Annotated in this window: 23 protein-coding genes; 16 read left to right on the top strand and 7 right to left on the bottom strand. The window is 67.2% G+C overall.

Going from position 1 to position 25,575, the window contains the following annotated elements:
* Nucleotides 1-20: 20 nt before the first annotated feature.
* From DKM19_RS31235 to DKM19_RS31220, 4 genes are all read right to left on the bottom strand, one after another.
* Complete coding sequence (locus DKM19_RS31235; protein WP_110700580.1) at nt 21-605, bottom strand: hypothetical protein; 585 nt, start codon at nt 603-605, stop codon at nt 21-23.
* A 655-nt stretch (nt 606-1,260) separates the two neighbouring features.
* Entirely contained in the window at nt 1,261-1,833 is a 573-nt protein-coding gene (locus DKM19_RS31230) for a hypothetical protein (protein ID WP_110700578.1), read from the bottom strand.
* A 159-nt stretch (nt 1,834-1,992) separates the two neighbouring features.
* Nucleotides 1,993-4,002, bottom strand: coding sequence for a serine/threonine protein kinase (locus DKM19_RS31225; RefSeq protein ID WP_162641912.1), 2,010 nt, complete (start codon nt 4,000-4,002; stop codon nt 1,993-1,995).
* A gap of 111 nt (nt 4,003-4,113) precedes the next feature.
* On the bottom strand, nt 4,114-5,427 hold the full coding sequence (locus DKM19_RS31220) for an FAD-binding oxidoreductase (protein ID WP_239513677.1): 1,314 nt from the start codon (nt 5,425-5,427) through the stop codon (nt 4,114-4,116).
* A gap of 376 nt (nt 5,428-5,803) precedes the next feature.
* Here DKM19_RS31220 and DKM19_RS31215 point away from each other — a divergent pair, with 376 nt between their 5' ends.
* The 3 genes from DKM19_RS31215 (at nt 5,804) to DKM19_RS49935 (ending at nt 9,855) form a co-directional block, all read left to right on the top strand.
* Nucleotides 5,804-8,584 (top strand): immune inhibitor A domain-containing protein, encoded by a 2,781-nt coding sequence (locus DKM19_RS31215; protein WP_239513676.1) that lies wholly within the window; start codon nt 5,804-5,806, stop codon nt 8,582-8,584.
* 88 nt (nt 8,585-8,672) lie between these two features.
* Nucleotides 8,673-9,611 carry a diacylglycerol kinase family protein gene (locus tag DKM19_RS31210; RefSeq protein WP_110700570.1) on the top strand — a complete coding sequence of 313 codons (939 nt, stop codon included), beginning with the start codon at nt 8,673-8,675 and terminating at the stop codon, nt 9,609-9,611.
* An 88-nt stretch (nt 9,612-9,699) separates the two neighbouring features.
* Entirely contained in the window at nt 9,700-9,855 is a 156-nt protein-coding gene (locus DKM19_RS49935; RefSeq protein ID WP_162641911.1) for a hypothetical protein, read from the top strand.
* Nucleotides 9,856-9,937: 82 nt separating this feature from the next.
* On the opposite strand, the gene DKM19_RS31205 is transcribed toward DKM19_RS49935, so the two are convergent.
* Nucleotides 9,938-11,713 (bottom strand): NERD domain-containing protein kinase family protein, encoded by a 1,776-nt coding sequence (locus DKM19_RS31205; RefSeq protein ID WP_239513675.1) that lies wholly within the window; start codon nt 11,711-11,713, stop codon nt 9,938-9,940.
* A gap of 421 nt (nt 11,714-12,134) precedes the next feature.
* Here DKM19_RS31205 and DKM19_RS31200 point away from each other — a divergent pair, with 421 nt between their 5' ends.
* The 4 genes from DKM19_RS31200 (at nt 12,135) to DKM19_RS31185 (ending at nt 14,929) form a co-directional block, all read left to right on the top strand.
* Nucleotides 12,135-12,536 (top strand): phage holin family protein, encoded by a 402-nt coding sequence (locus DKM19_RS31200; RefSeq protein ID WP_110700568.1) that lies wholly within the window; start codon nt 12,135-12,137, stop codon nt 12,534-12,536.
* On the top strand, nt 12,533-13,312 hold the full coding sequence (locus tag DKM19_RS31195; protein WP_110700566.1) for a DUF3618 domain-containing protein: 780 nt from the start codon (nt 12,533-12,535) through the stop codon (nt 13,310-13,312). The genes DKM19_RS31200 and DKM19_RS31195 overlap by 4 nt, the downstream gene beginning before the upstream one ends.
* 526 nt (nt 13,313-13,838) lie before the next feature.
* Nucleotides 13,839-14,435 carry a hypothetical protein gene (locus DKM19_RS31190; protein ID WP_110700564.1) on the top strand — a complete coding sequence of 199 codons (597 nt, stop codon included), beginning with the start codon at nt 13,839-13,841 and terminating at the stop codon, nt 14,433-14,435.
* A 29-nt stretch (nt 14,436-14,464) separates the two neighbouring features.
* A complete protein-coding gene (locus DKM19_RS31185; RefSeq protein WP_110700562.1) occupies nt 14,465-14,929 on the top strand; it encodes a VOC family protein in 465 nt (154 codons plus the stop codon).
* Between the two features lie 60 nt (nt 14,930-14,989).
* On the opposite strand, the gene DKM19_RS31180 is transcribed toward DKM19_RS31185, so the two are convergent.
* The gene (locus DKM19_RS31180) at nt 14,990-15,685 is read right to left on the bottom strand and encodes a TenA family protein (RefSeq protein ID WP_110700560.1); all 696 of its coding nucleotides are present in this window, start codon (nt 15,683-15,685) and stop codon (nt 14,990-14,992) included.
* 180 nt (nt 15,686-15,865) lie between these two features.
* Between DKM19_RS31180 and wrbA the strand changes: the two genes are divergently transcribed.
* The 6 genes from wrbA to DKM19_RS31150 all read left to right on the top strand — a co-directional run bounded on the left by wrbA (nt 15,866) and on the right by DKM19_RS31150 (nt 22,160).
* Entirely contained in the window at nt 15,866-16,495 is a 630-nt protein-coding gene (gene wrbA, locus DKM19_RS31175) for an NAD(P)H:quinone oxidoreductase (protein WP_369986525.1), read from the top strand.
* A gap of 253 nt (nt 16,496-16,748) precedes the next feature.
* On the top strand, nt 16,749-17,537 hold the full coding sequence (locus DKM19_RS31170; protein ID WP_110700556.1) for a DUF1838 family protein: 789 nt from the start codon (nt 16,749-16,751) through the stop codon (nt 17,535-17,537).
* Nucleotides 17,538-17,659: 122 nt separating this feature from the next.
* Nucleotides 17,660-18,178: a MaoC family dehydratase gene (locus DKM19_RS31165; protein WP_110700554.1), complete on the top strand. Its 519-nt coding sequence runs from the start codon at nt 17,660-17,662 to the stop codon at nt 18,176-18,178.
* A 10-nt stretch (nt 18,179-18,188) separates the two neighbouring features.
* Nucleotides 18,189-19,349: an acyl-CoA dehydrogenase family protein gene (locus DKM19_RS31160; RefSeq protein WP_110700552.1), complete on the top strand. Its 1,161-nt coding sequence runs from the start codon at nt 18,189-18,191 to the stop codon at nt 19,347-19,349.
* A gap of 322 nt (nt 19,350-19,671) precedes the next feature.
* Entirely contained in the window at nt 19,672-20,079 is a 408-nt protein-coding gene (locus tag DKM19_RS31155; protein ID WP_369986524.1) for an HIT family protein, read from the top strand.
* A 71-nt stretch (nt 20,080-20,150) separates the two neighbouring features.
* Nucleotides 20,151-22,160: a hypothetical protein gene (locus DKM19_RS31150; protein WP_162641909.1), complete on the top strand. Its 2,010-nt coding sequence runs from the start codon at nt 20,151-20,153 to the stop codon at nt 22,158-22,160.
* Here the strand turns inward: DKM19_RS31150 and DKM19_RS49930 are convergent.
* Nucleotides 22,147-22,605 carry a hypothetical protein gene (locus DKM19_RS49930; RefSeq protein ID WP_162641908.1) on the bottom strand — a complete coding sequence of 153 codons (459 nt, stop codon included), beginning with the start codon at nt 22,603-22,605 and terminating at the stop codon, nt 22,147-22,149. The genes DKM19_RS31150 and DKM19_RS49930 overlap by 14 nt on opposite strands.
* A 102-nt stretch (nt 22,606-22,707) precedes the next feature.
* On the opposite strand from DKM19_RS49930, the gene DKM19_RS31145 reads away from it, so the two are divergent.
* The 3 genes from DKM19_RS31145 (at nt 22,708) to DKM19_RS31135 (ending at nt 25,514) form a co-directional block, all read left to right on the top strand.
* Nucleotides 22,708-22,998, top strand: coding sequence for a hypothetical protein (locus tag DKM19_RS31145; protein WP_110700548.1), 291 nt, complete (start codon nt 22,708-22,710; stop codon nt 22,996-22,998).
* Between the two features lie 277 nt (nt 22,999-23,275).
* Complete coding sequence (locus DKM19_RS31140; protein WP_110700546.1) at nt 23,276-24,472, top strand: sensor histidine kinase; 1,197 nt, start codon at nt 23,276-23,278, stop codon at nt 24,470-24,472.
* 280 nt (nt 24,473-24,752) lie between these two features.
* Nucleotides 24,753-25,514 (top strand): LytTR family DNA-binding domain-containing protein, encoded by a 762-nt coding sequence (locus DKM19_RS31135; protein ID WP_110700544.1) that lies wholly within the window; start codon nt 24,753-24,755, stop codon nt 25,512-25,514.
* Nucleotides 25,515-25,575 lie beyond the last annotated feature (61 nt).

Raw genomic sequence — 25,575 nt, 5'->3', positions numbered from 1 at the left:
ACCTCGGCGCAGTTCAGGTACTACAGGCTTCCCGTGTCCCGGCCGGCCTCGGAAGCCTCATCGTAGGCGTCTGAGATTCCAAGGTCATTGCGCATTGCCGCACGCATGCGCTCGCCCCGTTCCCAGAAACGCTCGCCGTACGCGAAAGCCGCGTCCAGGGTTTCTCCTTCGCCAGGGATTTCCTGGTCCAATCTTCTGGCCACGCCATACCAGCTACTGAGGTGCTCTCTTACCAAGCCGGCCGTCTTCAACACTTCCCGAGGGGCGATCATCTGAGCTTCAGCGTGACGTTCGACGTACGCACGGCGTGTCTGTGCGAGGTCGGCTCTTACCTCTTCGCTGACCTCGCCGTCACGGACGCCGTGCAGGAGATCGTTGATGGCCGTACGGTGTTGCCTGATGGCGATATTCAACGCCACGTAGCACGCACGTCGCTGTTCCAGCCACTCTTTCCGCTCTGTGCTCTTTCGGTCCTCATTTCGCTGGACCTTGGCTTGCTCGAAGTCCAGCCGCTTGCCGCGAAGCGATGATCGCTGAGTGAGGAACGTCCCGGCCAATGTCCCCACCACAGCAATCGTGGCGGCAAGGATAGGGGTGTAATCCATTGATAGTGCTCCTCTGTAATACCCAGCTTCGGTGTCAGCCGTTGCGCTTCTTGAAATATCATCCATTCCTCGGGGGCGTCCGTGCTTTCGTCAGGTTGAACATGGCGGACTGCGGTCGTTGAGGGGGAGAGAAGTCCGCGATCGCATACAAGGCAGCGCTGAGTCGTCGAGCCGTGGGGTGGCCAGGAAGCGCCTCTTAGGTCTGCTCTTGTTCCGTCGCCGTTCTGTGGGGCACTGGAATCAGCGAGAAGTGATGTGAGGCGTTCGCAGGCGTAACTGCTGATCATCGGCAAGATCGAGCTGTCTTCGCAGGTGACCACGTTACGGGTCGGAGGTCACTCAGTTCTACGAGGGCAGGGGCACATCCAGGGCACATGGGCGCGAGAAGCAATGCGAAACAACGAGAACCAGCGAACGCTAAAAGCCCGGCTCAGAACGCCTTCTGGGAGATCACCGCAGGTCAGTCATCATCGCGGATCAGATCTCGATGTTCTGAGCCGCCAGGCCTCTGAATCACGGTGATTTCGCTGCCCGGAACCTTCGAAGCACCCCACCGGAAAACGCAGGGCACATCACATGACTGTTCGGACGCCCTCTGGTTCGTTGTGCGGGCGACCGATGACGAGGTCGCGCGGCTCTCGGCCCGCGCGACGGCTCACACGTCGTCGGGGCCGAAGGGTGGGAAATAGGGCTCGCTGAGGCGGGTGACCCGAAGGCCGGGGGTCCGCGCGGCGGTGATGTCGACGTCGGCCTCCGCGTGCAGGACGAGCTCGGTGAGGTGATCGAGGGGCGGCAGCGACCCGAAGTCGCCATGCGCCAGAGCGAGAGATCTCAGGCCCACGACGTCCTGCAGGCCCGACAGGTCCTCCACGTCTACATTCGAGAGGATGAGTCGGCGAATGGGAGTTCCGCTCAGCTGCCGCACATCCACCCCGGCGGGGCCGCCCAACTGGAGCAGCTGCCAGGACCGGCCCGTCAACGGGCCCAGATCCATGCCGTTGTCGTCCCACAGCAGCGCCTGCGTCACGGCCGGCAGCGACCTGACGGGCTCGAAGGTCCCCACCCACTCAAAATCGGTGGTGAGGCGGCGTCGACGCAGGATCGGAGTCGCGGGCGGGGGCGTGAGGGTGTCGGAGCCGCACAACACCCGCCGCCACACCGGGGAGAGATTGATCCAGAACTCTTCCCAGAGGTCGTCCGTGGCGAACGCGTTCTCGCTACCGGTCATCAGTGCATTCCTTGTCTCACCCCATCATCGGACGGTGCCGGCTTACCCCTGGGCTTCTCCTTCGTAAGCAGCGCCACTCTGTTCCGTCACTGTTCCGTCAGACCGTGGAAGACGCCGGCAAACAACGAGAACCAGCGAAGCATGCGGCACCCCCTGTACTCAGTCGCAATGGCTCCAGCCGCTCTGCCAGGACAGTGAGCCGTGTGAGCCGCCCCAGATGACGCATTTCTTGACGGCGGCGAGCCGTACCGGGCCCGCGTAGACGGTGAAACTTCCGGGGTTGCTCGCCGACGCGCCGCCCTGTACCTGGAGCACCGCGTTCATCGAGATCTTCGAGGGAAACTCGTACCTGGACATGGTGACGACGCAGTTCTTGCCCGCGGAGGCGTTGTAGAGGAGGTAGACGGTCGCGGCGCTGCCGAGGGCATGGGCCTCGACCTGCGCGTAACCACTGCCGCAGACGCCGGCCGCCGTGTAGGGGTTCGGCTTCTGCGGTGTGGTCGTGGGTTTCACGGTCGGTTTGGCGGTGGCCGTCGGTTTGGTAGTGACCGTCGGCTTCACCGTGGGTTTCGAGGTCGGCTTCACCGTGGGCTTCGGTGTCGATTCGGGAAGGGCCGACGGTGACGTCGATGCCTTCTTTTTCGGCTCCGAGGTCGGGACTCTCTCGTTCCCGCCTGCCTTCTGCGTCCGCTGTGGCGACGGCGCCTTCGTGCGCCGGAGCGGGGGCGGCGTGACCTCGGCGTCGGCCTCCTTGATCTCCGTGGACTCTTCCGCCGTGGGCGGGTCCTCGGGGAGGAGCGTCGGATCCGTCTGGTTCACCGCCGTAGGGGCGGGCGTCTTCATCCCGATCCGTACCGAGGTGTTCGCGTTGGCCTGGATGACCACCACGGTCCCCGTGGCCACGGCGAGCGCGGCCACGATCGCCGCCCCCGCGAGAAGGAGTCCGACCGGCCGTCGCGGCTTCTGCTTGTCCCGCTGCGGTTTTCCCTGCTGTGGGGGAGTGCCCTGAGGGGGACGGCTCTGCTGAGGCGGGCGCTGTTGAGGGGGGCCCTGCGGGGAATGGCCCTGCTGCTGAGGGTTGACCTGCGGGGGGTGGCCCTGTTGCTGGGGGTGGCTCCGTGGGGGAGGACCCTGCTGGAGGTTGCCCTGCTGTTGCGGGTGGCTCTGCGGGGAATGGCCCTGCTGGGGGCTGCCCTGCTGTTGCGGGAGTCCCTGCGGAGGACGGCCCTGCTGCTGTGGGGGTCCCTGCGGGGGATGGCCCTGCCGCGGATCGTTCTGCGGGGGGTCGCCCTGCTGCCGGGTGTCCAGCCGCACGGTCGTCGGCGTGGGTATCACGGTGGGTGTCGTGCGCCGTACCTGATGGGTGGAGACGGCCCCCATCAGATGGCTGACCAGCTCTTCGGCGGTGGGACGCAGCGTCGGGTCCTTCGACAGGCACGCCGCGACCAGGTCGCGGAGCATGCCCTCCAGTCCGCCCAGGTCCGGCTCCGTGGTCAGGATCCGGTTCATCACGACGGCGATGGAGTCCTGGCCGAACGCGGGCTTCCCGGTGGCGGCGAAGACCATCGTGACACCCCAGGCGAACACGTCGGCCGCGGACGTCACCTCGGAGGTCCTCAGCTGCTCGGGGGCGAGGTAGGAAGGCGTCCCCATCGCCGTCCCGGTCGCGGTCGTCCCCGGAGAGTCCAGTGCCCTGGCGATGCCGAAGTCGATCACCACGGGGCCCTCGGGGCCCATCAGCACGTTGGCGGGTTTGAAGTCGCGGTGCAGGATCCCGGCCCGGTGGATCGCCGACAGGGCGGTGGCCGTACTGATGGCGAGACGTTCGAGCGCCGCGCCGCGCCGCGGTCCCTCCCTGTCGACCAGCTGGCGCAGGGACGGTCCCGGGACATACTCGCTCACGACGTACGGCTGGCTGCCCGCGAGGTCGGCGTGGAGCACCGAGGCGGTGCAGAACCTGGCCACCCGCTGGGCGACCGACACCTCCAGCAGGAACCGCGTCCTGGCCTCGGGATCCGAGGCCAGACCGTGGTGAAGAAGTTTGACGGCGACCTGCTCGTCCGCCGGACCTCGACCGAGGTAGACGACCCCCTGGCCGCCCTCCCCGAGACGCCCGACCAGTTCGACCGAGCCCAGGCGCCGAGGATCGTCCGCTGTGAGCGGCTGCACCACAATGCCCCCCGACAAAACCTAAAAAAATGGTTTATGTGGTGCAGAACGCTACCAGTGTGCGTGGAGATGCGAATGATCTGTGAACATCCCCGGCCTCCGGTGCACGGTTCAGATGGCCTTGCCGGGGTTGAGGATGCCGAGCGGGTCGAAGACCTGTTTGATCCCGTGGTGGATCTCCCTGGCGGTGGGTCCGGCCTCAAGGGAGAGCCAGCGCTGCTTCAGCAGCCCGACCCCGTGCTCGCCGGTGAGCGTGCCCCCCGCCGCCAGGGTCTCCCTGAAGACCTCGTCGGCCGCCGCCCACACGCTCGGCGGCGGCTCGGCCAGGTTGTGGTCGAAGATGAAGACCGGGTGCAGGTTGCCGTCGCCGGCGTGGGCGACCGTGGCGATCAGCACGTCGTGTTTCGCCGCGATGGCCTCGATCTTCTCGATCATGTGCGGCAGCGCGGACCGAGGCACGCACACGTCCTCCACCAGGCACTTCCCCAGCCGCTCCTTGGCCTGGTAGGCCATCCTGCGGACCCCGATCAGCTCCTCGGCCTCCTGGACGGACGACGACACGGCCACGAAGGAGGCGCCGTTCGCGGTGCACAGCTCCGACATGCGCTCGGAGACCGCCGGAGCGTCCGCGGCGTCCGACTGGGCGATCAGCATCGCCCGGGTGGACGCCTCCAGCCCGATGTTCCTCCAGTCGTCGATGGCCTTGAGCGTGTTGCGGTCGAGCATCTCCAGCAGCGAGGGCTGACACCCGGCCGCGATGATCGCGGCGACCGCCGCGGCGGCGTCCCTGGGAGAGCCGAACTCCGCCGCGATCGTCGCCGGATAGACCGACGGCGCCCGGCGCAGCCTTACGGTGGCCGCCGTGATCACCCCGAGGGTTCCCTCGGATCCGACGAAAAGCCCGGTCAGGTCGTAACCCGTCACGCCCTTGACGGTGCGCCTGCCGGTGTTCAGCACCCGCCCGTCGGCGAGCACGACCTCCAGGCCCAGCGCCGAGTCGCGGGTCACGCCGTACTTCACGCACCGCAGCCCGCCCGCGTTGGTGGCCAGGTTGCCGCCGATCGTGGAGATCTCGTAGGAGGAGGGGTCGGGGGCGTACATCAGCCCGTGCTCACGGGCGGCCCGATCCAGGTCGGCGGTGATGACGCCGGGCTCCACCACGGCGATCTCGTCGGCGGGTGAGAGCTCCGTGATGGCCGCCATCTTGTGCAGCGCCAGCACGACGCATCCCTCGATCGCGGTCGCCCCGCCCGCCAGCCCGGTCCCGGCGCCTCTCGGGACCACGGGCACCCGGTGCTCGGTCGCCCATCTGAGGACGACGACCACGTCGTCTCTGGTCTCCGCCAGTACGACGGCCAGTGGCTTGCCGGGTTCGAGGAAGGTCCGGTCCCGGGCGTAGGAGTCGGCCACGTCGGGGTCGGTCACCACCTTCCCGGGGGCGAGGGCAGCGACAAGTTCGGCGATAGCAGTCACAAGCGGACTGTACGGCCCGCACCCGCAAACTCGTGATTGTTTACCGTCCGTTTCACCTCATGGATCCGGGCCGTTTCACGATCTCGAAGGCGTCCCGCCGGTCCGGCGGGACGTGATCACCGCTCTGACCTGCTGTAAAGCGGTGACGGGCGAAATTGCAATGGAAATCGTCATCATTTTCTGACAGACGGTAATGATTACAGTTTTGCAACATCATTTGGCGTTTTTACTGTCGCTTTACCTTCTCGTCTAACCTCCCGCTCGGCACGCTCATCCGGCGCGCTGAGAATGTCCGCGCCCGGCGAACCCGGGGCAGGGAGGGGATGCGTTGTCCAGCAGAGTCAGTAGTGGAGGCGCGCGCAGACGCCTTCTCACGATGGTGCCCGTGCTTGGCCTGGCCGTCGCGGGGCTGGCGGTAGGCGGGGCGTCCGCGGAGAGCGACGCCTCGGTCGCGCGGTATCAGCCCACCGCGGCCGACTACTACATCAACTACGCGCCGCCGAGGGACGAGCCGGAGATCGACGACCCGGCCGTGCCGTCGTCCAGGGCACGCAAGATCAGCGCGGCCAAGAAGTTCGACCAGAAGTACTCCGGGGGCAACCCCGTCGCCGCACGGGTGCTGGCCTCCCGCGAGCGCGAAGCGATCAGGACGAAGCTCAACCCCGCGGACTTCCTCTTCAAGAAGGCGAAGACGGCCAAGACGGCCAAGCTCCTCACCCTGCTGGTGGAGTTCAACGACAAGGCCAACGACGACTTCTCCGGCTTCTCCCGCCCGGCGAGCGTGACCAGCGAGGACCCGGCCGAGTGCGTCACCGAGCCGCCGGGCACGCTGCTCAACGGCCCGCTGCACAACAAGATCGTCGACCCGGCCAAGCTGTCCCACAAGGACAACAACAGCTTCTGGGTGCCGGACTTCAGTCCCGACCACTTCAACAAGATGCTCTACAGCAAGACGGGCATCACCCAGCGCGTCCGCCCCGACCTGACCGACCCCCGGGACGGCCGCAAGGGCATCGACATCTCCGGCCAGACCATGAAGAACATGTATGAGGAGATGTCCAAGGGCGCCTACACGGTCACCGGGCAGGCAAGCCCGTGGATCAAGGTGCCGCACTCCGAGGCCTACTACGGCGCGCGCGCCTGCGGCCTGCCGGTGCAGGACATGAGCGGCCACCCGAGCAACACGCGCGGCGCCGGCCAGCTCGCCATCGACACGGTCAACGCCCTGGCCGCCTCCGACCCGAACTTCCCGTGGGCCGACTACGACCTCGAGGACGTCGGCGACGCCGACGGCGACGGGAACTTCGCCGAGCCCGACGGCGTGGTCGACCACCTCGTCCTGGTCCACGCGGGCAAGGACAAGTCCTCCGACGGCGGCGCCGAGGGCACCTACGCGATCTGGGCTCACTCCAGCGCGGTGGCCGGTGGCTACCAGGTGCCCGGCAAGAACGTGAAGATCTCCAACTACATCGTGCAGCCCGAGGACTCCGGCGTCGGCGTCTTCGCCCACGAGTACGGTCACGACCTCGGCCTGCCGGACCTCTACGACACCTCGGGCGCGGCCTCCTCGGCCGTCGACTTCTGGGACCTGATGTCCAGCGGCTCGCACAGCGGCCCGATCTTCCAGTCGATGCCCACCCACATGGGTATCTGGGACAAGTGGATCCTCGGCTGGGCCAACCCCAAGGTCTTCAACCCCGGTGACCGCGCCAGCACGGTGCTGGTCGGCCAGGCGTCGCGCACGCCCAAGCTCACCGAGGACGGCATCCGGGTCAACGTGGCCAGCCCCCCGGTCACGATGGTCGAGCCGCACAGCGGCACCAAGACGCTCTGGTCCAACTTCGACCAGGAGTGGGCCAACTCCAAGATCACCCGCGACGTCCAGGTGCCCGCCGGAACCGACCTGAAGTTCTGGGTCTGGAACAACTACGAGATCGAGGAAGACTGGGACTTCGGCTTCATCGAGGTCTCCACCGACGGTGGCACCACCTGGACCCAGCAGAAGGTCTACACCGAGGGCGGCGCCCTGGTCTCCACCGACGACGACTACACCGACCCCAACAAGAACCTCGCCGCGTTCGGTGGCAAGAAGTACGGTCTCACCGGCAACACCAACGGCTGGCGGCACGACTACGTCGACCTCGCCCCCTTCGCCGGCAAGACCGTCAAGGTGCGCCTGACCTACAACACCGACGCGGCCTTCACCCCGCGCGGCTGGCACGCCGACGACTTCGCGCTCACCAACGGCACCCAGACCGTCTGGAGCGACGACCTCGAGAGCGGCGCCACCGGCTGGACGGCCACCGGCGGCAGCTTCAACGGCACCCACGGCCAGGGCTGGGTCGTCAACGACGGCAAGCGGGAGGTCTCCCGCTTCTATCTGGCCGAGTGGCGCAACTTCGACGGGTTCGACAAGGGCCTGCAGTACACCTACAGCACCGACTACTCGCGTGAGGGCGCGTGGAAGGTGGAGAAGGTCAAGTACAACGCCCCCGGCATGCTCGTCTGGTTCCGCGACTCGAACTACAGCAACAACTCGGTGTCCAGCAACCTGGAGCTGGCGCCCAGCATCGGCTCCAAGGGCAGCCTGATCCTCGTCGACTCCCACTTCGACCCGCTGCGACGGACCGGAAAGGCAGCGGAGAAGGACACCACGGCGCTCAAGAACATGCAGGGTCGCGTGCAGACCTCGAACGCGGCGTTCTCCTTCGACAAGACCTACCCCTTCACCGAGTGCTTCGAGGGGCCGGGCGAGCCCTTCAGCGAGTACTGCACCAAGGTGCCCGCGTTGAAGGGCGTCTCGGAGTTCACCGACGCCAAGACCTGGTACCCCGGCTTCGAGTCGCGCGACGGCAGCCTGTTCTACCGTGACTTCGACGCCTCGGTGGTCGTCCCCTCCAAGGGCGACCAGCCGTACAGCACGCGGGTCGTCAACCCCGACGGCACCCCCGCCACCGAGCTGTACGGCCTCGACATGGGCAACGGCCACGTCCTCGGCTCGGGCAACCCCGGCGACGAGGGCAAGGCGCTGGGCGTGAAGCTCAAGCTTCTCACCCCGCTCCCCGGTGACCTCGGCGCGCTCATTCAGGTGACCCCGCCCAAGAAGTAAACCTCGATCGCTCCACACGGGCCCCGCCGTCACCCACGGCGGGGCCCTACGATTTGAACGGGCAACCACCCGATCGAATAGGGGCAGTGTGGGAGAGCTTCGAAGCAAGGCAGGACACACCGAGGCCATCAGGACCGAGGGCAGAGTCTGCGTGGTCGTCAACACGCGCTCCCGCCGTGGCCGCCACCGCTACTCCGAGGCGATCGCCATGCTCAGGGCCGAGGGCTTCGAGCCGATCCGACTGTTCCCCGTGGACGATCCCAAGCGCCTGCGAGCCACGCTGGAGGCGGCCCTGGACGCCAAGCCCGACCTGCTCGTCGTGGGCGGCGGCGACGGCACGCTCAGCGCCGCGGTCAAGCACGTCGCCCACCGCGACGTCGCCCTCGGCGTGCTGCCGCTGGGCACCACCAACAACTTCGCCCGCAGCCTCGGCATCCCGCTCGACCTGCAGGGGGCGATCCGGGTGTTCCGCATCGGCAAGGTGGCCGACATCGACCTGGGGGTCGCCGGCGGCCGGGAGTTCGCCAACCTGGCCAGCTTCGGGGTCTCGGTCGAGGTGGCGGGCAAGGTCAGGCCCGGGCTGAAGCGCATCCTCGGCCGCGCCGCCTACCCGCTCACCGCCCTGACGATCCTTCCGGGGCACCAGCCGTTCCGCGCCTTCCTCACCGTGGACGGCCGCCGCCACGAGCTGCTCACCCACCAGCTCAACATCGCCAACGGACGCTTCCACGGAGGCTGGCAGGTCGCCAAGGACATCAGCATCGACAACGGCCGGCTGGTCGCCTACCAGCTCGGCTCGGGCAAGCGCCTGCGCCTGCTGCTGGAGACGCTGATCCGCGCCACCACCGGCCGCTGGCGCAGCCTCGCGGGCGGTCCCTTCGTCATGGGCCGGGAAATGCACCTGGAGACCGACCCCCCGATGACCGCCGACGTCGACGGAGAGGTCCGCCTGATGACCCCCATCACCATTCGGACCGTCCCCAACGGCCTGCGGGTGATGGTCCCGGCCGATTTTGTTGACTCCTGAGCGGGTTTGCGCGCCGCTCCCGGTTAGTGGTCTTGATTGGAGTGCATGCTCAGGGGTAGTTGTCCGTTTCGAATAAATGGAGGACACCATGGCATCGCTCATCGACAAGGTCCGGCATTATTTGAGCACTCCGGCTGGGCGCAGGAACATGGAGAAGGCCAAGGCGATGGCCAGCGACCCGCGCAACCAGCAGAAACTGCGCCAGTTCATGAACCGCTTCCGTGGAGGCCGGACCCACAACTGACCCGTTCCCGGCGAGTACGGCCCTCAGCCCTACTCGCCGGCGAGCGTGGCCGGCCCGTCGACCGTTGCCGCGAACTTCGCCTTCACGGCTGTCTGCCGGACATACGGCGGAATCTTTCCCGGAGCCTCTCGAAGAGCATCGGCTCCCGTCCCGGCACGCCGCCGCCGTCCGCGCGGCCGTCGGGTGTGGGGCCGCTGAGCGCGTGACCGCCGGGTGCGGGGCCGTTGAACGTGGGGCCGCCGGATGCGGGATTGCCGGGCATGCGGCCGTCGGGCGCGGGCCTGCCGGGTGTCCGGCCGTTCTGTGCGGGACCGTTGAGGGGCCGGACGTCGTGCGCGGGACCGCCGGGCGCGGGACCGCCGGGCGCGGAGCCGCCGGGTACGAGGTTGCCGGGCGTGCGGCCGTCGAGTACGGGGCTGTTGGACGTGTGGCCGTCAGGTGCGGAGCCGCCGGGTATGGAGCCGTTTGGTACGAGGACGCCCGGGACATGACCCTCCGGCGCGCGGAAGTCCGGCCCGCGCAGCCGCCGCGCCCGCCGCAGGTCGTCAAGCGCCTCTGCCGCGCCGGGGCGCCTGTCCGGCAGGGGGTCGCGCATGCGCCGCAGCAGGTCCATGATCTCGGCGGGTGCGTCGACACCGACGGACTCGGCCTCGGAACCCGAGGGAAGACGGCCGGTCAGCAGCTGGAAGGCGATCACCCCGGCCGCGTACACGTCGGAGGCGGCGGTCATCCGTTCGGGCATGGCCTGGCATTCGGGGGCCGCGTAGTGGGTGTCGAGGACGTTGGGCAGCTCGTTGGCCACGGTGTGCACGCGGGGGCCCGGCTTGGCGTAGTCGAACCCGGTCAGCATCGCCCGGCCGTCCTCGGTCACGAGGACGCAGGCGGGGCTGAGCGCCCGATGGATCACGTTGTTGGCGTGGACATGGGTCAGGCCCAGCAGCACGTCCTCCACCACATCGAGCCTGGCCGACGTGGAAAGCGTCTGCGGGGAGGCGGTGAGGTGCAGCTGCAGCGCCTGCCCTTGCACGTCGTCGAGGACCAGCACGAACCGGCTCTCGTCGTCGATCGCGAAGAAGTCGCGGGAGCGCACCACGCACGGGTGGGGGGGAATCCTGGTAAGGGACTGGTAGGAGTTGGCGATCAGTCGCCGCTCGGCCGCGCGCGGCTCTTCCTGGGCCAGCGGATCGGCGCGGTAGACGCGCAGCAGGACCGTCTCGCTCTCCGGGACCGTCGCGTTGATCGCCCGATACTCGGTGACCCGGTTGTCCCCGCCGAGTTGCTCCTCCACCTCCCAGCTGCCGAACCGCGGCGGCGTGGTGGACCGCCGCACGCTGCCGTTCAACGCCTCGATGATCGCGGTTCCGTACGGCTTGGTGTCCGGGGTGTAGCCGCGCCTGACCCGGGAGACGTCGCTCAGCATGCCGATCAGGTGAGGCAGATCGGTGACGTGCCGCGAGTCGCGACCGGCCGGATCGACCAGCTCCGCGTCGATGCCGGTCAGCACGACGACGCTGTCGACGTAGACCCGCTCCAGCTCACGACGTTCCTGGGTGAGCAGACCCTTGAGCGCACGCCCGTTGCCGCGGAGCTTGGCCACCGGAGATCCGAACGCGTCCCGCCGGGAGGGGAACCAGCGCGTCCCCGCGACCTCGATCCGGCCGCGTGTGCCCTTGACGTCGATGACGCAGAGCGAGTGACCGGTCAGGACGATCACATCGACCTCGAAGCTGTCATCGCCACGTGGCACCTCGATGTTGTGCAGCAGCAGCCAGTCGTCCGGGGCGTTGTCACGCAGATGTGCGATGACCCGTCGCTCGGCGTCGTTGACCGGGCTTCCGCCGCCGACGATCTGTGCCATCTCTAGCGCGCCGCCCTTCTGGTCGTGCCCATCGCCCCCTGAAGTAGGGCAAGAGTCCTATCCTCACGCGTATCTCTACTTTTCCGCCACTCGGACACGCGCGACTACCTATGATCATGACGTACTCCGGCCCGAGAAGCGCGTGAGATGCCCGGCGCCTCGGAGCTGTCGGTGGAACGCCGCAGGACGGAACCCGGGCGGTCCGGCGGGTCCGGCCACGAGGAGTGGTTCTCCGAATATCTCAACGCAGGGGTCTCCACCTCGAGCTGCCGATAAACCGTGTGTGACGGCGGATCGCGTGTCACGGCAGCGAAGCAAGTGCTTGATTCACACTTTGCGACGCGCACGAGTCGCCACCGAGCAGAGGTTTGCCATGGCGGGAGCGGGTAGGCGCTTTCTTAGGTAGGGAGGAGGAACGCCAATGTCCAACGGTCCCAAGGATTCACTGCCGACGGCCGAGCTGATCCGGCAGATGTCAGAACAGGTCTCGCGCCTTATCCGGGACGAGCTCCAGCTGGCCAAAATGGAGCTCGCGGAAAAGGGTAGGCACGCGGGCATCGGTGCGGGGTTGTTCGGCGGCGCGGGCGTTGTGGCCCTGTTCGGAGGCGGGTCCATCGTGGCCGCGGTGATCCTGCTTCTCGCCCGGGTCATGCCCGCGTGGGGAGCCGCGGCAGTCGTGGGTGTGGTGTTGCTGGTTCTGGCCGCGATTCTCGGATTCCTCGGCAAGCGTCAGGTGACCGAGGCGGCCCCTCCGACCCCCGAACGGACCATCGCGAGCGTCAAGCACGACATCGACGCGGTGAAGGAGAGGGCACACCGATGACTGAGACCGACCCGGAGCGGCCCGCCCGGAAGCCCGCGGACGCCGGGACCACCGGGGCTCGCAGGCAGGAGATCGGCGAGCCCCTGGCACCGGAGGAGAGCGGATCGCTCAACGTTCCGCAGGCCAAGCCGGACAACATCCCGCAGGCCAAGCCGGACGGAACGCCGGCCGAGGACCTCGGCGTTCCGGCGGCCGAACGTGACGGAACCCCTCGGCTGGCCGAGAACGCGACCCCCGGTGACATGAGCACGGGGAAGCCGAGCACCGAGCACGAGAAGACGAGCAAGGAATCCGTACGACGGGATATCGAGAATGCCCGGCGTGAGCTGGGCGACACCGTGGAGGCTTTGGTGCACAAGACCGATGTGAAGGGCCGTGTTCAGGAGACCGCCGCTCATATGGGCGACGATCTACGCCGTATGGGGGCGGCCACCGCCGACACCGCCACCGAGATGGTCGGCCGGATGAAGGAGGCGGCCCCTGAGATGGTCGGCCGGATGAAGGAGGCGGCTCCCGAGATGGTCGGCCGGATGAAAGAGGCGGCCCCCGAGATGGTCGGCCGGGTCAAGGAGGCGGCTCCCGAGATGGTGAGCCGGATGAGGGAAGCGGCCCCCGAGATGGTCGGCCGGGTCAAGGAGGTGACCCCCGTCGAGATCAAGGACGCGGCGGGGAAGGTCAGCGCCGAGGCGGGCAAGCGTCCCGTTGCGACCATCGCGGCGGTGGCGGCACTCGCCCTGATCGTCTTCCGGGTCCTGAGGCGCGGCAAGAAGAAGTAGGTACGGGGCTTCGGTGAGGCCGCCCCCGGTTCTCGGGGGCGGCCTCACCTCGTACCCCGTCGCCCAGGACGGCGGCTGAGTGCGGTCCCTCATGCGTGAGAGCGGTGGTTGAACGCCGTCCCTGTGAGGGGAACCGGCGGTTGAGTGGCGTCTCGCGCGTAAGAGCAGTGGCTGAGTGCCGTTCCCCGTGAGGGGAGACGGCTGCTGAGGAGGGAAAAGGCCGCTGAGCGCCGTTTCCCGTGAGGGGAGAACGGCGGCTGAGTGGTGTCTCTCGCGGATAAGAGTGGTGGTTGAGAATCATCCATGGCCGGGAAGCGAGCCAAACTCAGGTCTGCCGGGGTAATCTGACCGGTTCCGGGTGGGTGGCGGACCCCCTCCTCTCCGCCCGCCCGGACCCCCTTCGCGGGCCTGCTCGTCCGGATTCCGTCCCGCGGACCTGACTATGTGGATCCGCCCGCACGGGCCCCCGGAGCGGATGTAGCGTTCTTGGGCAGATGTTCTTGGAGAAGAACAAACAGGAGGTCTCGTGCGCCGTGTTCTCGGTCTCGCCGTAGGCCTGGCCCTCATCGGGGCCGCCCTGTCCCCGCCGGCACCGGCCCAGGCCACCTGCACCATCGCCGCCGTCAAGAAGTGCCAGGGCCGTCCCTTGATCGACATCGATGTGGTGGTCAAGGCCACGCCCCACGCCCATCCGGGAGGGCGGGTCACCTACGCCCTGAACTACTCCATGACCTGGACGCCCTCCTTCGCCCCGTACTGGGGGGCCTTCTGGGTGGGCGGCCGGTTCCCCAAGGGCGCCCAGGCGCCCAGCAAGGCGACGTTCTTCGACGCCACCGGCAAGAAGCTCGCGACGATTCCCTGCCGCAGGTATTCCGACGGCGTCTGGTGTGACACCGGCGGTCAGGTTCCGCACCACGGCCAGATTCCGCGCCAGGGGAAAATCGTCTTCATCGTCCGCCTCGCTCCCAAGGCCGGGGGAGCGGCCGTGGCCAAGCTCGGCGTGGACAGCTTCGAGGGGCTCAACGAGGCCGAGTTCGCACGGCACTACAGCCGTAAGAAGTCACGGGAGAAGTTCTGCAACCACCGTTTCGCCAAGGCCGCTACCACAACGGTGGACTCTTGAGAGAGCCGTAAACAGGTGAGGGAGACAACATGCAGGCCGGAGTGATCGGTGTTCACCACCTCAAGATCTGGGTGAGCGACCTGGCCAGAAGCCGTTCCTGGTACGAGCGGGTCCTCGGGCTGGAACACCACATCAGCTTCGAAGACGATGACGGCGTGGTCAGGGGCATGAGCTTCCTGGTCCCGGGCGCCGGCTTCCAGATCGCCCTGCGCGAGAACCCCGACCTGGCCAAGGCCCTCTCCGGAGCGGATCCCTTCGCCATGGAGGTCACCCTGGAAAGCCTGGGCGACTGGGTCACCCACCTTGACGATCTCGGTATCCCGCACGGCCCGATCATCAAGGCCTCCTCCGGGCACGCCATGGGCTTCGCCGACCCGGACGGCATCCAGATCCGCCTCTACGCTCCGGAGGAGGAGGTCCGTGCCGCCCAGGTCGGCTCCGAAGGCGTCTACCGCCCCGGCCCCGACCCGTACCTCCGGGAGAACCAGACCTGAGCCCTCCGGGAAACCGGGCCCGAACCGCGCCCGGCAGCCGCCGGCGAACGGAGGGGAGCGTCAGAAGCCGGCGGCCATGTCGAAGAAGCGCAGCTCCAGCCGTACGGCGCGGCGGAAGACGTCAAACACGCGCAGCCGTCCGTTCTCGTCGAGCTCGGGGCCCAGGCGGTCGAGCTCACCGCAGAGGAAGGCCACCCAGGCGCGGAACACCGGGCCCTCGTGCAGGTCGATCCACTCGCGGTGGACGAAGTTCTCCGGCAGGGGCTCCTCGGCTCGGCTCGCCCAGCCGAGATAGCTCCATTCCGCCACGCACAGCACCGCCAGGATGATCGGGTAGTCCAGGCTGGTCCTGGCCTCGTCCATCAGGGCGCGGAAGTCGGTGGTCACCGGTTCCAGGTCGGGCGAGGCCAGGTCGGCGGGGGCGGCGCCGAGGGCGTCGAGCGCGCGGTGGAAGTAGGTCTTCTCCTCCGTCGTGGCGGTCTCGCCCAGGAACCGGCCGAACGGTACCCGTGACTCGAAGCTGTCGGCGCTGGCCACCGCCGCGCCGAGCAGGGCGGTGAAGGAGTCCACGAACTGGAAATCCTGGATCAGGTAGCGGCGCATGTCATCGTCGGAAACGTCGCCCCGAGTGATCGACGCGGCGAACGGATGGCCGACCACCGCGGTCCACTCGGGTTCGGCCCCCGACCGCAGCCACTCGCTGAAGGCGGGGTCGAGGGCGCTCGCACGCCACTCGTCGTAGGGGACCAGGTTCACCGGGCTTCTCCTCGGTATCTCGGGACGTCGATCAGCGTGAATGCTAGCCGCCGACCCGGCGGCGAGCGGTTGGCCACCCGCGAACCCTCCATATTGCCTCCGCATGGAGAAGTCTTTGCGGGACGGAGGGGGTGGCTCCCGGGACCGCAGGGCACGTCTCCGCGGAACGAGCCAGGGGGTATGAAAACGATGGACGAACCGGTGGTCAACGTCGCCGTCATCTACTACTCGGCCACGGGCACGGTTTTCGCGCTGGCCAAGGCCGCTGCCAGCGCCGCGGAGAAGGCCGGCGCGCAGGTTCGCCTTCGCAAGGTGAAGGAGCTCGCACCCGAGGAGGCGATCGCCTCCAACGAGGGCTGGGCCGCTCACTCCGCCGCTACCCAGCACATCGTCGAGGCCTCGAAGGAGGATCTGACGTGGGCCGACGCGTTCCTGTTCGGCACCCCCACGAGGTACGGCACGCCCACCGCCCAGATGAAGCAGTTCATCGACACCACCGGCCCTCTGTGGGCCCAGGGCCTGCTGATCAACAAGATCGCGTCATCGTTCACCGCGACCTCGACTCCTCACGGCGGGCAGGAGAGCACGATCCTCGCGATGAACAACATTTTCTACCACTGGGGCTCGATCATCGTGCCTCCCGGCTACGCCGACCCCATCCAGTTCCAGGCCGGCAACCCGTACGGCACCAGCCACACCTCCCAGAACGGCACGGTTCCGCCCGGTGAGGTGCAGTTGGCGGCCATGGAGTTCCAGGCCAAGCGGGTGGTCGAGATCGCGGCGACCTTCCTGCGCGGGCGCCTGCCCTAAGGGTCACGTCCCGCTTCGGGCCATGATCTTCCACGAACGGGGCGCCTTCCCCAAGGATCACGCCCATCTCTCGATCATGACCCCCCGCGAACGTGAGTGAACGCGCGCAGGCGGGTCCGTAGGTCAGGCGACCCGCTGCCGGAGGTCGTCGCCCGGCCGGATGCCCACCACCTCGGCATGGAACGATCGGGTTGGCCCTGTGGCGGCTCGTGCCTCTTGCGACCCTCACGCCCCTCGTGACAGGACGGTGGACATGATCGACTATCCCTCAGGCAGCCCGGCCGACGACCTGCGCGACCTCATCCGGGTCCGGGCCAGCGCGGACGGGACCGAGACCGTGGTCTGGTGGACGGGCGATGTGTACGGCTGGCAGCCCGACGACGGGCCGCGGCACCTGTTCGGTTTCGAGGGGGTCAACGTCGGGCGGGCTCGCGCCGTGCCGGGCGGCTACGAACTGCTGACCCGCGAGGCCGCCGCCTATCTCGACCCCCGTACCCGCGAGATCCTCCAGACCTGGAGCAACCCGCTCACCGGCGGCGAGGCCGAGGTCATGCACGTCTGGAACGACCCCGCCAACCAGCGCTGGCAGGAACAGGGCCGCTTCGGTCCCTTCCGCGCCCCCCGCGTCCAGATCGGCGATCAGGTGGTGTTCAACGTGGACGTGCTCCTGGCGTACCCGTCCCCGCTTCCGGCCGCCGAGTTCCCCGATCACTCGGCCGGGGACACCTACCGGGCGATGGAGTTGTTCCAGTTCTTCGTCCCGGCGTCCGAGCTGGCGTCCGACGCCGCCTCGGTGCCGTGCACGCTCTCCTGGACCAGGGTGTCGCCGTGGCTGCCCTGGATGGAACTGGGCGCCCGGCCGGGGGCGCTGGTCTACCACTGCCGGGGTGCCAAGCTCGGCGGCTGGGACGAGGTCCCCGACCGTTTCCGCGAACACGTCGCCGCCTACGACCCCGCCTTCGCTCACGCCCCCGAGGACTGGTCGGAGCCCAACGAGACCAGCTGGACCGCCTTCAGGAAGCGGCACCCAGGCACTCGCTGACCGGCACCGTATTCGGACCTTTTGGTGTATATGGCGATATATGGGAAGAAATGACCAGGTAGGCCATTGACCGGCGAAACACCGGATGACTAGCGTCAAGGCCTCATCGCTCAGGGAGAGACGTGACCGTGCACGAACCCGGCCTTGGCCGGTACTACGAGGATTTTGTCGTCGGCGATGTCTACCAGCATCCGCTCGGCCGCACGATCAGCGAGGCCGACAACACCTGGTTCAGCCTCCTGACGATGAATACCAATCAGAACCATTTCAACGCCCACTTCGCCGAACGCGCCCCGGTCGGGAAAATCATCGTCAACTCCGGGCTGACCGTGGCGATCGTGCTGGGCATCTCGGTCATCGACGTCAGCCAGACCGCGATGATGAACCTCGGCTGGGACGAGATCAAGCTGACCCACCCGGTGTTCCTGGGTGACACCCTGTACGCCGAGTCGATCGTGCTGGACAAGCGGGAGTCAAAGTCGCGCCCCTACGCCGGGATCGTCACCTGCCGGACCCGGGGCCTCAACCAGGACGGCGACGAGGTCATGTCCTGGCGCCGCGCGGTGATGGTCTACCGCCGTGACGCCCCGCACGACAAGAACTACTTCCCGCAGGCCAAGACGGGCCCGATGACAACATGAGGACGCCCTGATGGATTTCGAGCTGAACGAAGACCAGCAGCTGTTCCGCAGTACCCTGCGGGAGTTCGTCGACAAGGAGATCGTGCCGGTCGCCCCGGAGTGGGAACGGACCGGCCGCTATCCCACCGAGATCGTCGAACGGTTCAAGGAAATGGGACTGTTCGGGCTGACGATTCCCGAGGAGTACGGCGGGCTGGCGCTGGACCGGGTGTCGTTCGCCCTGGTCTTCGAGGAGATCGCGCGCGGCTGGATGGGAGTGGCCGGAGTGCTGGGCTCGCACTCTCTGGCCGCCTGGATGATCGCCCAGCACGGTACGGAGGAGCAGAAGAACGCCTACCTGCCGGACCTGGCCACCGGCGCCCGCCGCACCGGCATCGCGCTGACCGAGCCCGCTGCGGGCACCGACCTGCAGGGCATCCAGACCCGGGCGGTCCGCGACGGCGACCACTACGTGATCAACGGCGCCAAGACGTGGATCACCAACGCCCGCTACGCCGACCCGATGCCGGTCCTGGTCAAGACCTCCGTCACCGAACCCGCGCATCGCGGCATGTCCCTGATCCTGGTCGAGGCCGGAACCCCGGGCTACACGGTCAGCCGCGATCTGCCCAAGCTCGGCTACAAGGGCACCGAGACCTGCGAGATCGTGCTGGAGGACGTCCGCGTCCCGGTGTCCCAGCTGCTCGGCGGCGTCGAGGGCCGGGGCATGCAGCAGGCGTTGTCGGCCATGGAACTGGGCCGGATCAACATCGCCGCCCGCGCGGTCGGCGTCTCCCAGTGCGCATACGACGCCGCGCTGAGCTACTCGCGCGAGCGTCACGCCTTCGGCCAGCCGATCGCCGACTTCCAGGCCATCCAGCTCAAGATCGCCGACATGGCCACCGACATCCAGGCGGCCCGGTTGCTCACCTACTGGGCGGCGACCCGCTCGGAGACCGGCGCGGTGAACTCCGAGGCCGCGATGGCCAAGTACTTCGCGTCGGAGGTCGCGCTGCGCGCCACCCTGGAGGCCATGCGGATCCACGGCGGCTACGGCTACTCCCAGGAGTTCGTCGTCGAACGCCTCTACCGTGACGCTCCCCTGATGGCCATCGGCGAGGGCACCAACGACATCCAGCGGATGGTCATCGCCAGATCCCTCATATCGGGTGTCGCCAAGGTCGGATGGTGACCCGACCCGCGCGGTCAGGCGCCCGCAGGCTTCGGCCTGACGCGGTGCCAGATGCCCGCCGTTCCCTGTCCTGACGCTATGGCGGTGCCCGCCGCCTCTGGTCTGACATGGTGCCGGGTGCCCGCCGCCTCCACTGTCCTGGCGCGATGGCGGGTGCCGGCTGCCCCTGTTATGACATGGTGCCCGCCGCCTCTGCCGTCCTGACGTGAGGTGCTCACCGTCTCCGTCCTGACGGGGTGTCAGGTGCTCACCGCTTTCTGTCCTGACGCGGTGCCGGGTGCCCGCCGTCTCCTATCCTGGCGTGATGCCAGATGGAGAGTGTGTGTTCTGCGCCATCGCGGCCGGTGAGAATCCGGCCCACATCGTGTTCTCCGACGACGTGGGTGTGGCCTTCCTGGACACGCGACCGGTTTTCAAGGGGCATGTCCTCGTGGCCCCTCTGGCTCACGTCGAGACGCTCTCGGACCTCCCGGTGCCGATGGTCGGTCCGTTCTTCGAACGGGTCCAGGCCGTCGCCGCCGCTGTCGAGCAAGGACTGGAGGTGGGCGGCACCTTCGTCGCGATGAACAACCGGATCAGCCAGAGTGTCCCGCACCTTCACGTTCACGTCGTTCCCCGCAACCGCAAGGACGGCCTGCGCGGTTTCTTCTGGCCCCGGACAAAATACGACGACTCCGCCGAAGCCGAGTCCTATGCCCGCCGCATCCGTAAAGCACTCGACATCGGTTGAGCCGTCGGGATGGCGGCAGGGAGCCATGCCCGGCCATGATGATTGCCGGAGGTGGTGGGAACGTGGGGGACATGCCCGCGGTGGCACCGGGAACCGGGCCGCTCGCACCTGAGTTCAACGGGATCGATCCCGCGCTCATGCAGGGCTTCATCACCGATCTGGAGCAGGCCGGGCAGGTGATCGCCGAGCACACCGAGGCGATCCGCAGAGAGCTTGCGGCCGTGGGTCTGCCCGCCGCCGGCCTCGCACCGGTCAGGGAGATCGGTGGCTGGGCCGAGGAACAGCTTCCGCGGCTCCGGCAGCGCGTGGAGACCATCACGGCCGCGCCCGCCGTACTGCTCGGAGGCGGGCTGGCCGGCTATCAGGAGAGCGCTCTGCTCGCTCCGGCGGAGGCCCAGAAGCAAGGCTCGGACCTGGGCAGACGCTTCGCCGGCATCGACCTCGACGAGTTCTCCCTCCTCGGCCCCTACGCCTCCGACCGGATGGCCGCGCTCGTCGGCGAGCTGAAGGCTCACCAGCACGACTCGAACTTCACCGCGGCCTTCTTCGCCGCCCTCGGCCCTGCGGGCACCCGCACACTCACCACCGAGCTGCGCCGTCTCGCCGACGCCGAAAACTCGGTCGACGTCGCCCGTACGGCGTTCGCCACGGCACTCAGGGGTGGAGCGAAGGTCACGGGATTCGCCGGGATCATGAGGGCAATACAGAAGACCGAGCCCAAAGACCTGAACGGTGTTGTTGATCTGTTGCGTCCCGGTGGCTACCCCACCGAGTGGCTGGCTGGGATAGCGGCGCCGGTGCTCGCCGGTAGCAAAGAAGCGGACAGCGAGCACCTGGCCACCTTGTTGAATCTGCTAGCCGACAACCCGGCGGCGGCGCGACTTGCCATCGGCCTGGCCGCAAATTTCAGTCAGGCAGGGGCTTCGGCCACGGAACCTTTCGGAGCACTGCCCGACCTGCCCCAGTTGTGGACAAATGGAGCGAAGCTAACTTTGCTTCTCAGGGAACTCGGCGAAAATGCAGGCAAGACGAAGAAGACAGCTAGTGGATTCGGACGACTGCTGGCTGGGGCGGCCGGTGCTTACGACGAGAAACAAGGAAAACACAGCAAGGAAGCGGCATTCTTTGCATATTCAGTGATGATTTCTGTGGACGATATCCGCTTACATGAAGCCACTCGATTGCATTTGTCGGAGCTGGCGAGCTCTTATGCCCCGGAAATCGTATTGGGTTCCGATATAGCGGCCGTCGACGTTAACAAGCCCAGTGCCAAAGTGCCATCGCCTGGATTTTTCGAGCCGAGTCCGGTCCCCGGCTTGAGAGGCGCTTTCCGCCTCAGCCCAGAGGATACCTTTCGATTTCTTACGACTTTCGCGGCATCTGCTGAAACGCGCGCCCCCTTTGACGCGGGCATGGGAGAGCTCGTGCACCGGCTGCTTCCAACAGTGTCGCAGCGGGCTAAGGGCGGAGACTTCGTGCCGATGGGTGCCTTGTTCACCGCGCTTGGTAACGCGCGCGGGTTCGAGCTCGGCGCCGCTGTTCGCGTGCTCAAACCTCAGGATGACGCTGTCAAGTCAGCCAAAGATGCGGAGAGCTTTCTGATCGGCACTTTGATGGGACTCGCGGGGCTAGTCCCGCCGATGTCCATCTATGCCGGAACTTGGACGGGGATTTCCATGGGGGTTTCCGCTTACGACACTTATGGCCCTGAAGATGGGGAGAAAGTGGCAGAATTGCAGGAAGCGATTAAAAAGGATACTCTGGGCTCCCAGTACATGATCTCTCAGCTTCTCATCGGACAAGGTTTTAATCTCAATGTTCCGCCAGCGCAGATATCCAACGGCCAAGGCGCTCTCATCACTGACAAGAATGGCAAGCTCCTTCCCTTTGCTGATATCGTCGAGCGTGGTGGAGCCAGTCCGGGGGCTCTTGATCAATGGTTCGTTGAAAATGGAATGGGCAATATAACGCAACCTTCGGTGGGAAATCTTTCGACTCTTCAAGCCGACGTTTTCGTGGGGCGCAGGCAGCGAGGTTACGAGCGCGCAACCCTCTATAAGACAGCGCTCACGACTGACTAAGGCACTCGGTTTCTCCTCGTACTGCGTATTGACCCTTCACGGATGATTCCAGCACTATAATAGTTTTCGTCGAATCGTTGGCTAGGCGGATCGTGTCACTTGCTGGATTTGTCAGGTGGTATTCGGCGACTCGACCAAGTGCGCCAACCATTGCATCATTCAGGGTGTCTGGCATTTGCTCCGGAATCGACTCTTCGCCCGTGGCGGCGAAAGTGCGCTTAGTTTTACCGTCATCGCAACGGATATCTTTTCCGCCGGAGTCGGTTATGTGAATGTTTCGTGCGCTGCGCTCTTCCAGTAGTTTCATAATGTGCGTTTTGAGGGTCGCGCCCGCTTCGGCGGCGGTGGGTTCCTTCTCGCTTCCACCGCAGGAGGTCAGGGTCGTAGCGGTCAGCAGGAGTGCCATACCAAGCCTTACGGGAAATCTGTGGGTGAAGTAGGGCATCGAATCTCCTTCGAAGCACTGGCCGACTGAGCGCACGATCTCATAATCTCCGGGGGAGCGCGCAGGCCATACCGAAGAACACCGAGACGGAAGGTGGGACGGATGGTTCCCGGGCCGAAGGACATGGTCGCCAATCCCCGGCGGGAAGAGCTGCAGCGGGCGCTGACGCAGGTGCGGGCGCATGCGGCGCGGCTGGAGGCGGCGTTGGATCCTGCCCATGCCTCGTTCACCGGGAAAGCGGTCTGGGTGGGGCCGACGGCGCGGGCATTCACCACGGAGCTGGCGGGGCGACGCAACCGGCTCCGGACGCTGGTTCAGCGGATTGTCGAGGAGTTGGAAGCGGAGGTCCGCGCCATTCCCGAGAAGGTGGACCGGTCGCCAACCGCACGGTGAGTGGTCTGAGAAACAGAACTCTCTCCGGGCATAGGCAGAGGAACGGTGAGTGGTCTGAGGGACGCTCGCGGACCTGGACAGAGAGCGGTGAACGGTCTGAGGAGTCCCCGGGGCCTGAGAAGAGGGCAGCGAGTGGTCGGGGGCGCTCGGCGAAGCCGGGCAGAGGGTGGTGAACGGCCGAGCCGTCACGAACCTGGGCCGAGCCGTCACGAACCTGGAGGGAGGACGGTGAGCGATCTGATAGGCGCCGGCGAACCTGGGCAGATAGGGTCCGGACGTGGAACCAGTCGTCGCAGTGCTGTTGATCGCCGCCCTGGTCGGTGTTCCGGCCCTGGTGCTGTGGCGGGTGCTGCGCGGCCGGCGCGAGCTGGGCAGCAGCCCGGCTGAGCGTGCCACGTTCGAGACGCTGCACACCGCCTCCCTCGCCGCGCCGCCGCTGCGGGCCGGGCTGACCGAAGCGGGCACCCAGAAGGCGTCCCGGCACCTGCGTGAGTTGCTCGGCTCCCCGGCGCTGGCGATCACCGACGAGGAGCGGCTGCTGGTCTACGACGGCGAGGGCGACCATCACGCCCGCGAGGCGTTCGCGCACGCCGCCAAGACCCTCGCCGGAGGACGTACCCGGGTCCTCGGTCCCGAGGTCGTCTCGTGCGATCTCCCCGAGTGCCCGATCAGGTTCGCCGTCGTGGTGCCGCTCATCACCGATGGCCGGGTGGTCGGCTCGCTCGCCGCCTACGGCGGGCACGCCTCGGCCGGTCTGGTCAGGGCCACCCACGAGGTGGCGAACTGGGTCGACTCGCAGCTGGAGCTAGCCGAGCTGGATCGATCCAGGACGCGGCTGATGGAGGCCGAGGTCCGGGCGCTGCGGGCACAGATCTCCCCGCACTTCATCTACAACTCGCTGACGACCATCGCCAGCTTCGTCCGCTCGGATCCCGACCGCTCGCGCGAGCTGTTGCTGGAGTTCGCCGACTTCACCCGCTACTCCTTCCGGCGGCACGGAGAGTTCACCACACTGGCCGAGGAGCTGCGTTCCATCGACCGCTACCTCACCCTGGAACGTGCCCGCTTCGGTGACCAGCTCCAGGTGACGTTGCGGATCGCTCCCGAGGTGCTCGCGGTCGCGGTGCCGTTCCTGTGCCTGCAGCCGCTGGTGGAGAACGCGGTCCAGCACGGGCTGGAGAGCAAGCTCGGCGTCGGCCGTATCTCGATCATCGCCGAGGACGCCGGTGCCGAGTGCCGGATCAGTGTGGAGGACGACGGCGTCGGCATGGAGCCGGAGCGCCTGCGCCGGATCCTGGCCGGCGACGCCGACGAGCGTTCGGGAGCCGGGGGAGTGGGACTGGTCAACGTGGACGAGCGGCTGCGTCAGGTCTACGGCGATGAGTATGGTCTGGTGGCCGAGACGGGCAAGGGCGCGGGCACCAAGGTCAGCGTCCGACTGCCGAAGTATCACCCCGGGGTCTCCGCCCGCTGACATTGCGCCATACGGTTCGCCCCGCTAAGTATGGCTCATGCGTCGCGGAGGGACCGCGGGGAGTTTTCCCGTGTGGACGGCTTCACGATCTTTGAGTTCGCAGAGTTCGCAGAGTTCGCAGAGTTCGCAGAGTCCGGAGGGCTCGGATGGCCCGCTTCCACCGTGACGCCCGCGATTCGCCACCACTGGACACCCCTGGCGAATCTGCGACAGTTGACACGCGATGCCCTTATTCATCACCCTCTAGAAATTCCGATGCGAACGACCTGGAGGAGCAACCGTGACCGGCCTGCGCGTCCTGGCGGTGGATGACGAGCTCCCCGCGTTGGAGGACCTGGCCTACCTGTTGCGAGACGACCCTCGCATCGGTGAGGTCTCCCTGGCCAGGGACGGGGCCGCCGCGTTGCGCGTCCTGGATCGGGCGATCGCCGACGGGCGGCCGATCGACGCGGTCTTCCTCGACATCCGGATGCGTGGCCTGGACGGGGTGGTGCTCGGCAGGCTGCTGTCACAGTTCGCCAACCCGCCCCGGGTGGTCTTCGTGACCGCCTACGAGGAGCACGCGGTGGACGCCTTCGAGATCAAGGCCGAGGACTACCTGCTCAAGCCGGTCCGGCCGGAGCGGCTGGCCGAGGCCATCCGGCGGGTGTGCGTCTCGGCGGAGTTTCCGGAGAGCGACGCCGTGGGCCGTACCGACCCCGACACCATTCCGGTCGAGCTCGGTGGCGTCACCCGCTTCGTGGTCAGCACCGAGGTCCGCTACGTCGAGGCGCAGGGCGACTACGCCCGCCTGCACACCGCGGGCGGCAGCCACCTGGTGCGCATCTCGCTGGCCACGTTGGAGGAGCGCTGGTCCTCGGCCGGGTTCGTCCGGGTGCACCGCAGTCACCTGGTCGCGGTCAAGCACATCGACGAGCTGCACATCGACTCGGGCCGCTGCGTGGTCCGCATCGGCGAGACCGAGATCCCGGTCAGCCGCCGGCACACCCGGGAGCTGCGCGACCTGCTGGTCCGCCGGGCCCGCAAGGGCCGGTCCGGATGAGTCCGAAGGCGGAATGAGACGGGTGGTTGCGTGGGCGGAGGGCCGTACGGGTGGAAGGCAG

Source organism: Streptosporangium sp. 'caverna' (genome assembly GCF_003203775.1).
Taxonomy (GTDB): Bacteria; Actinomycetota; Actinomycetes; order Streptosporangiales; family Streptosporangiaceae; genus Streptosporangium; species Streptosporangium subroseum.
This window is presented reverse-complemented; position numbering and strand designations above follow the sequence as displayed.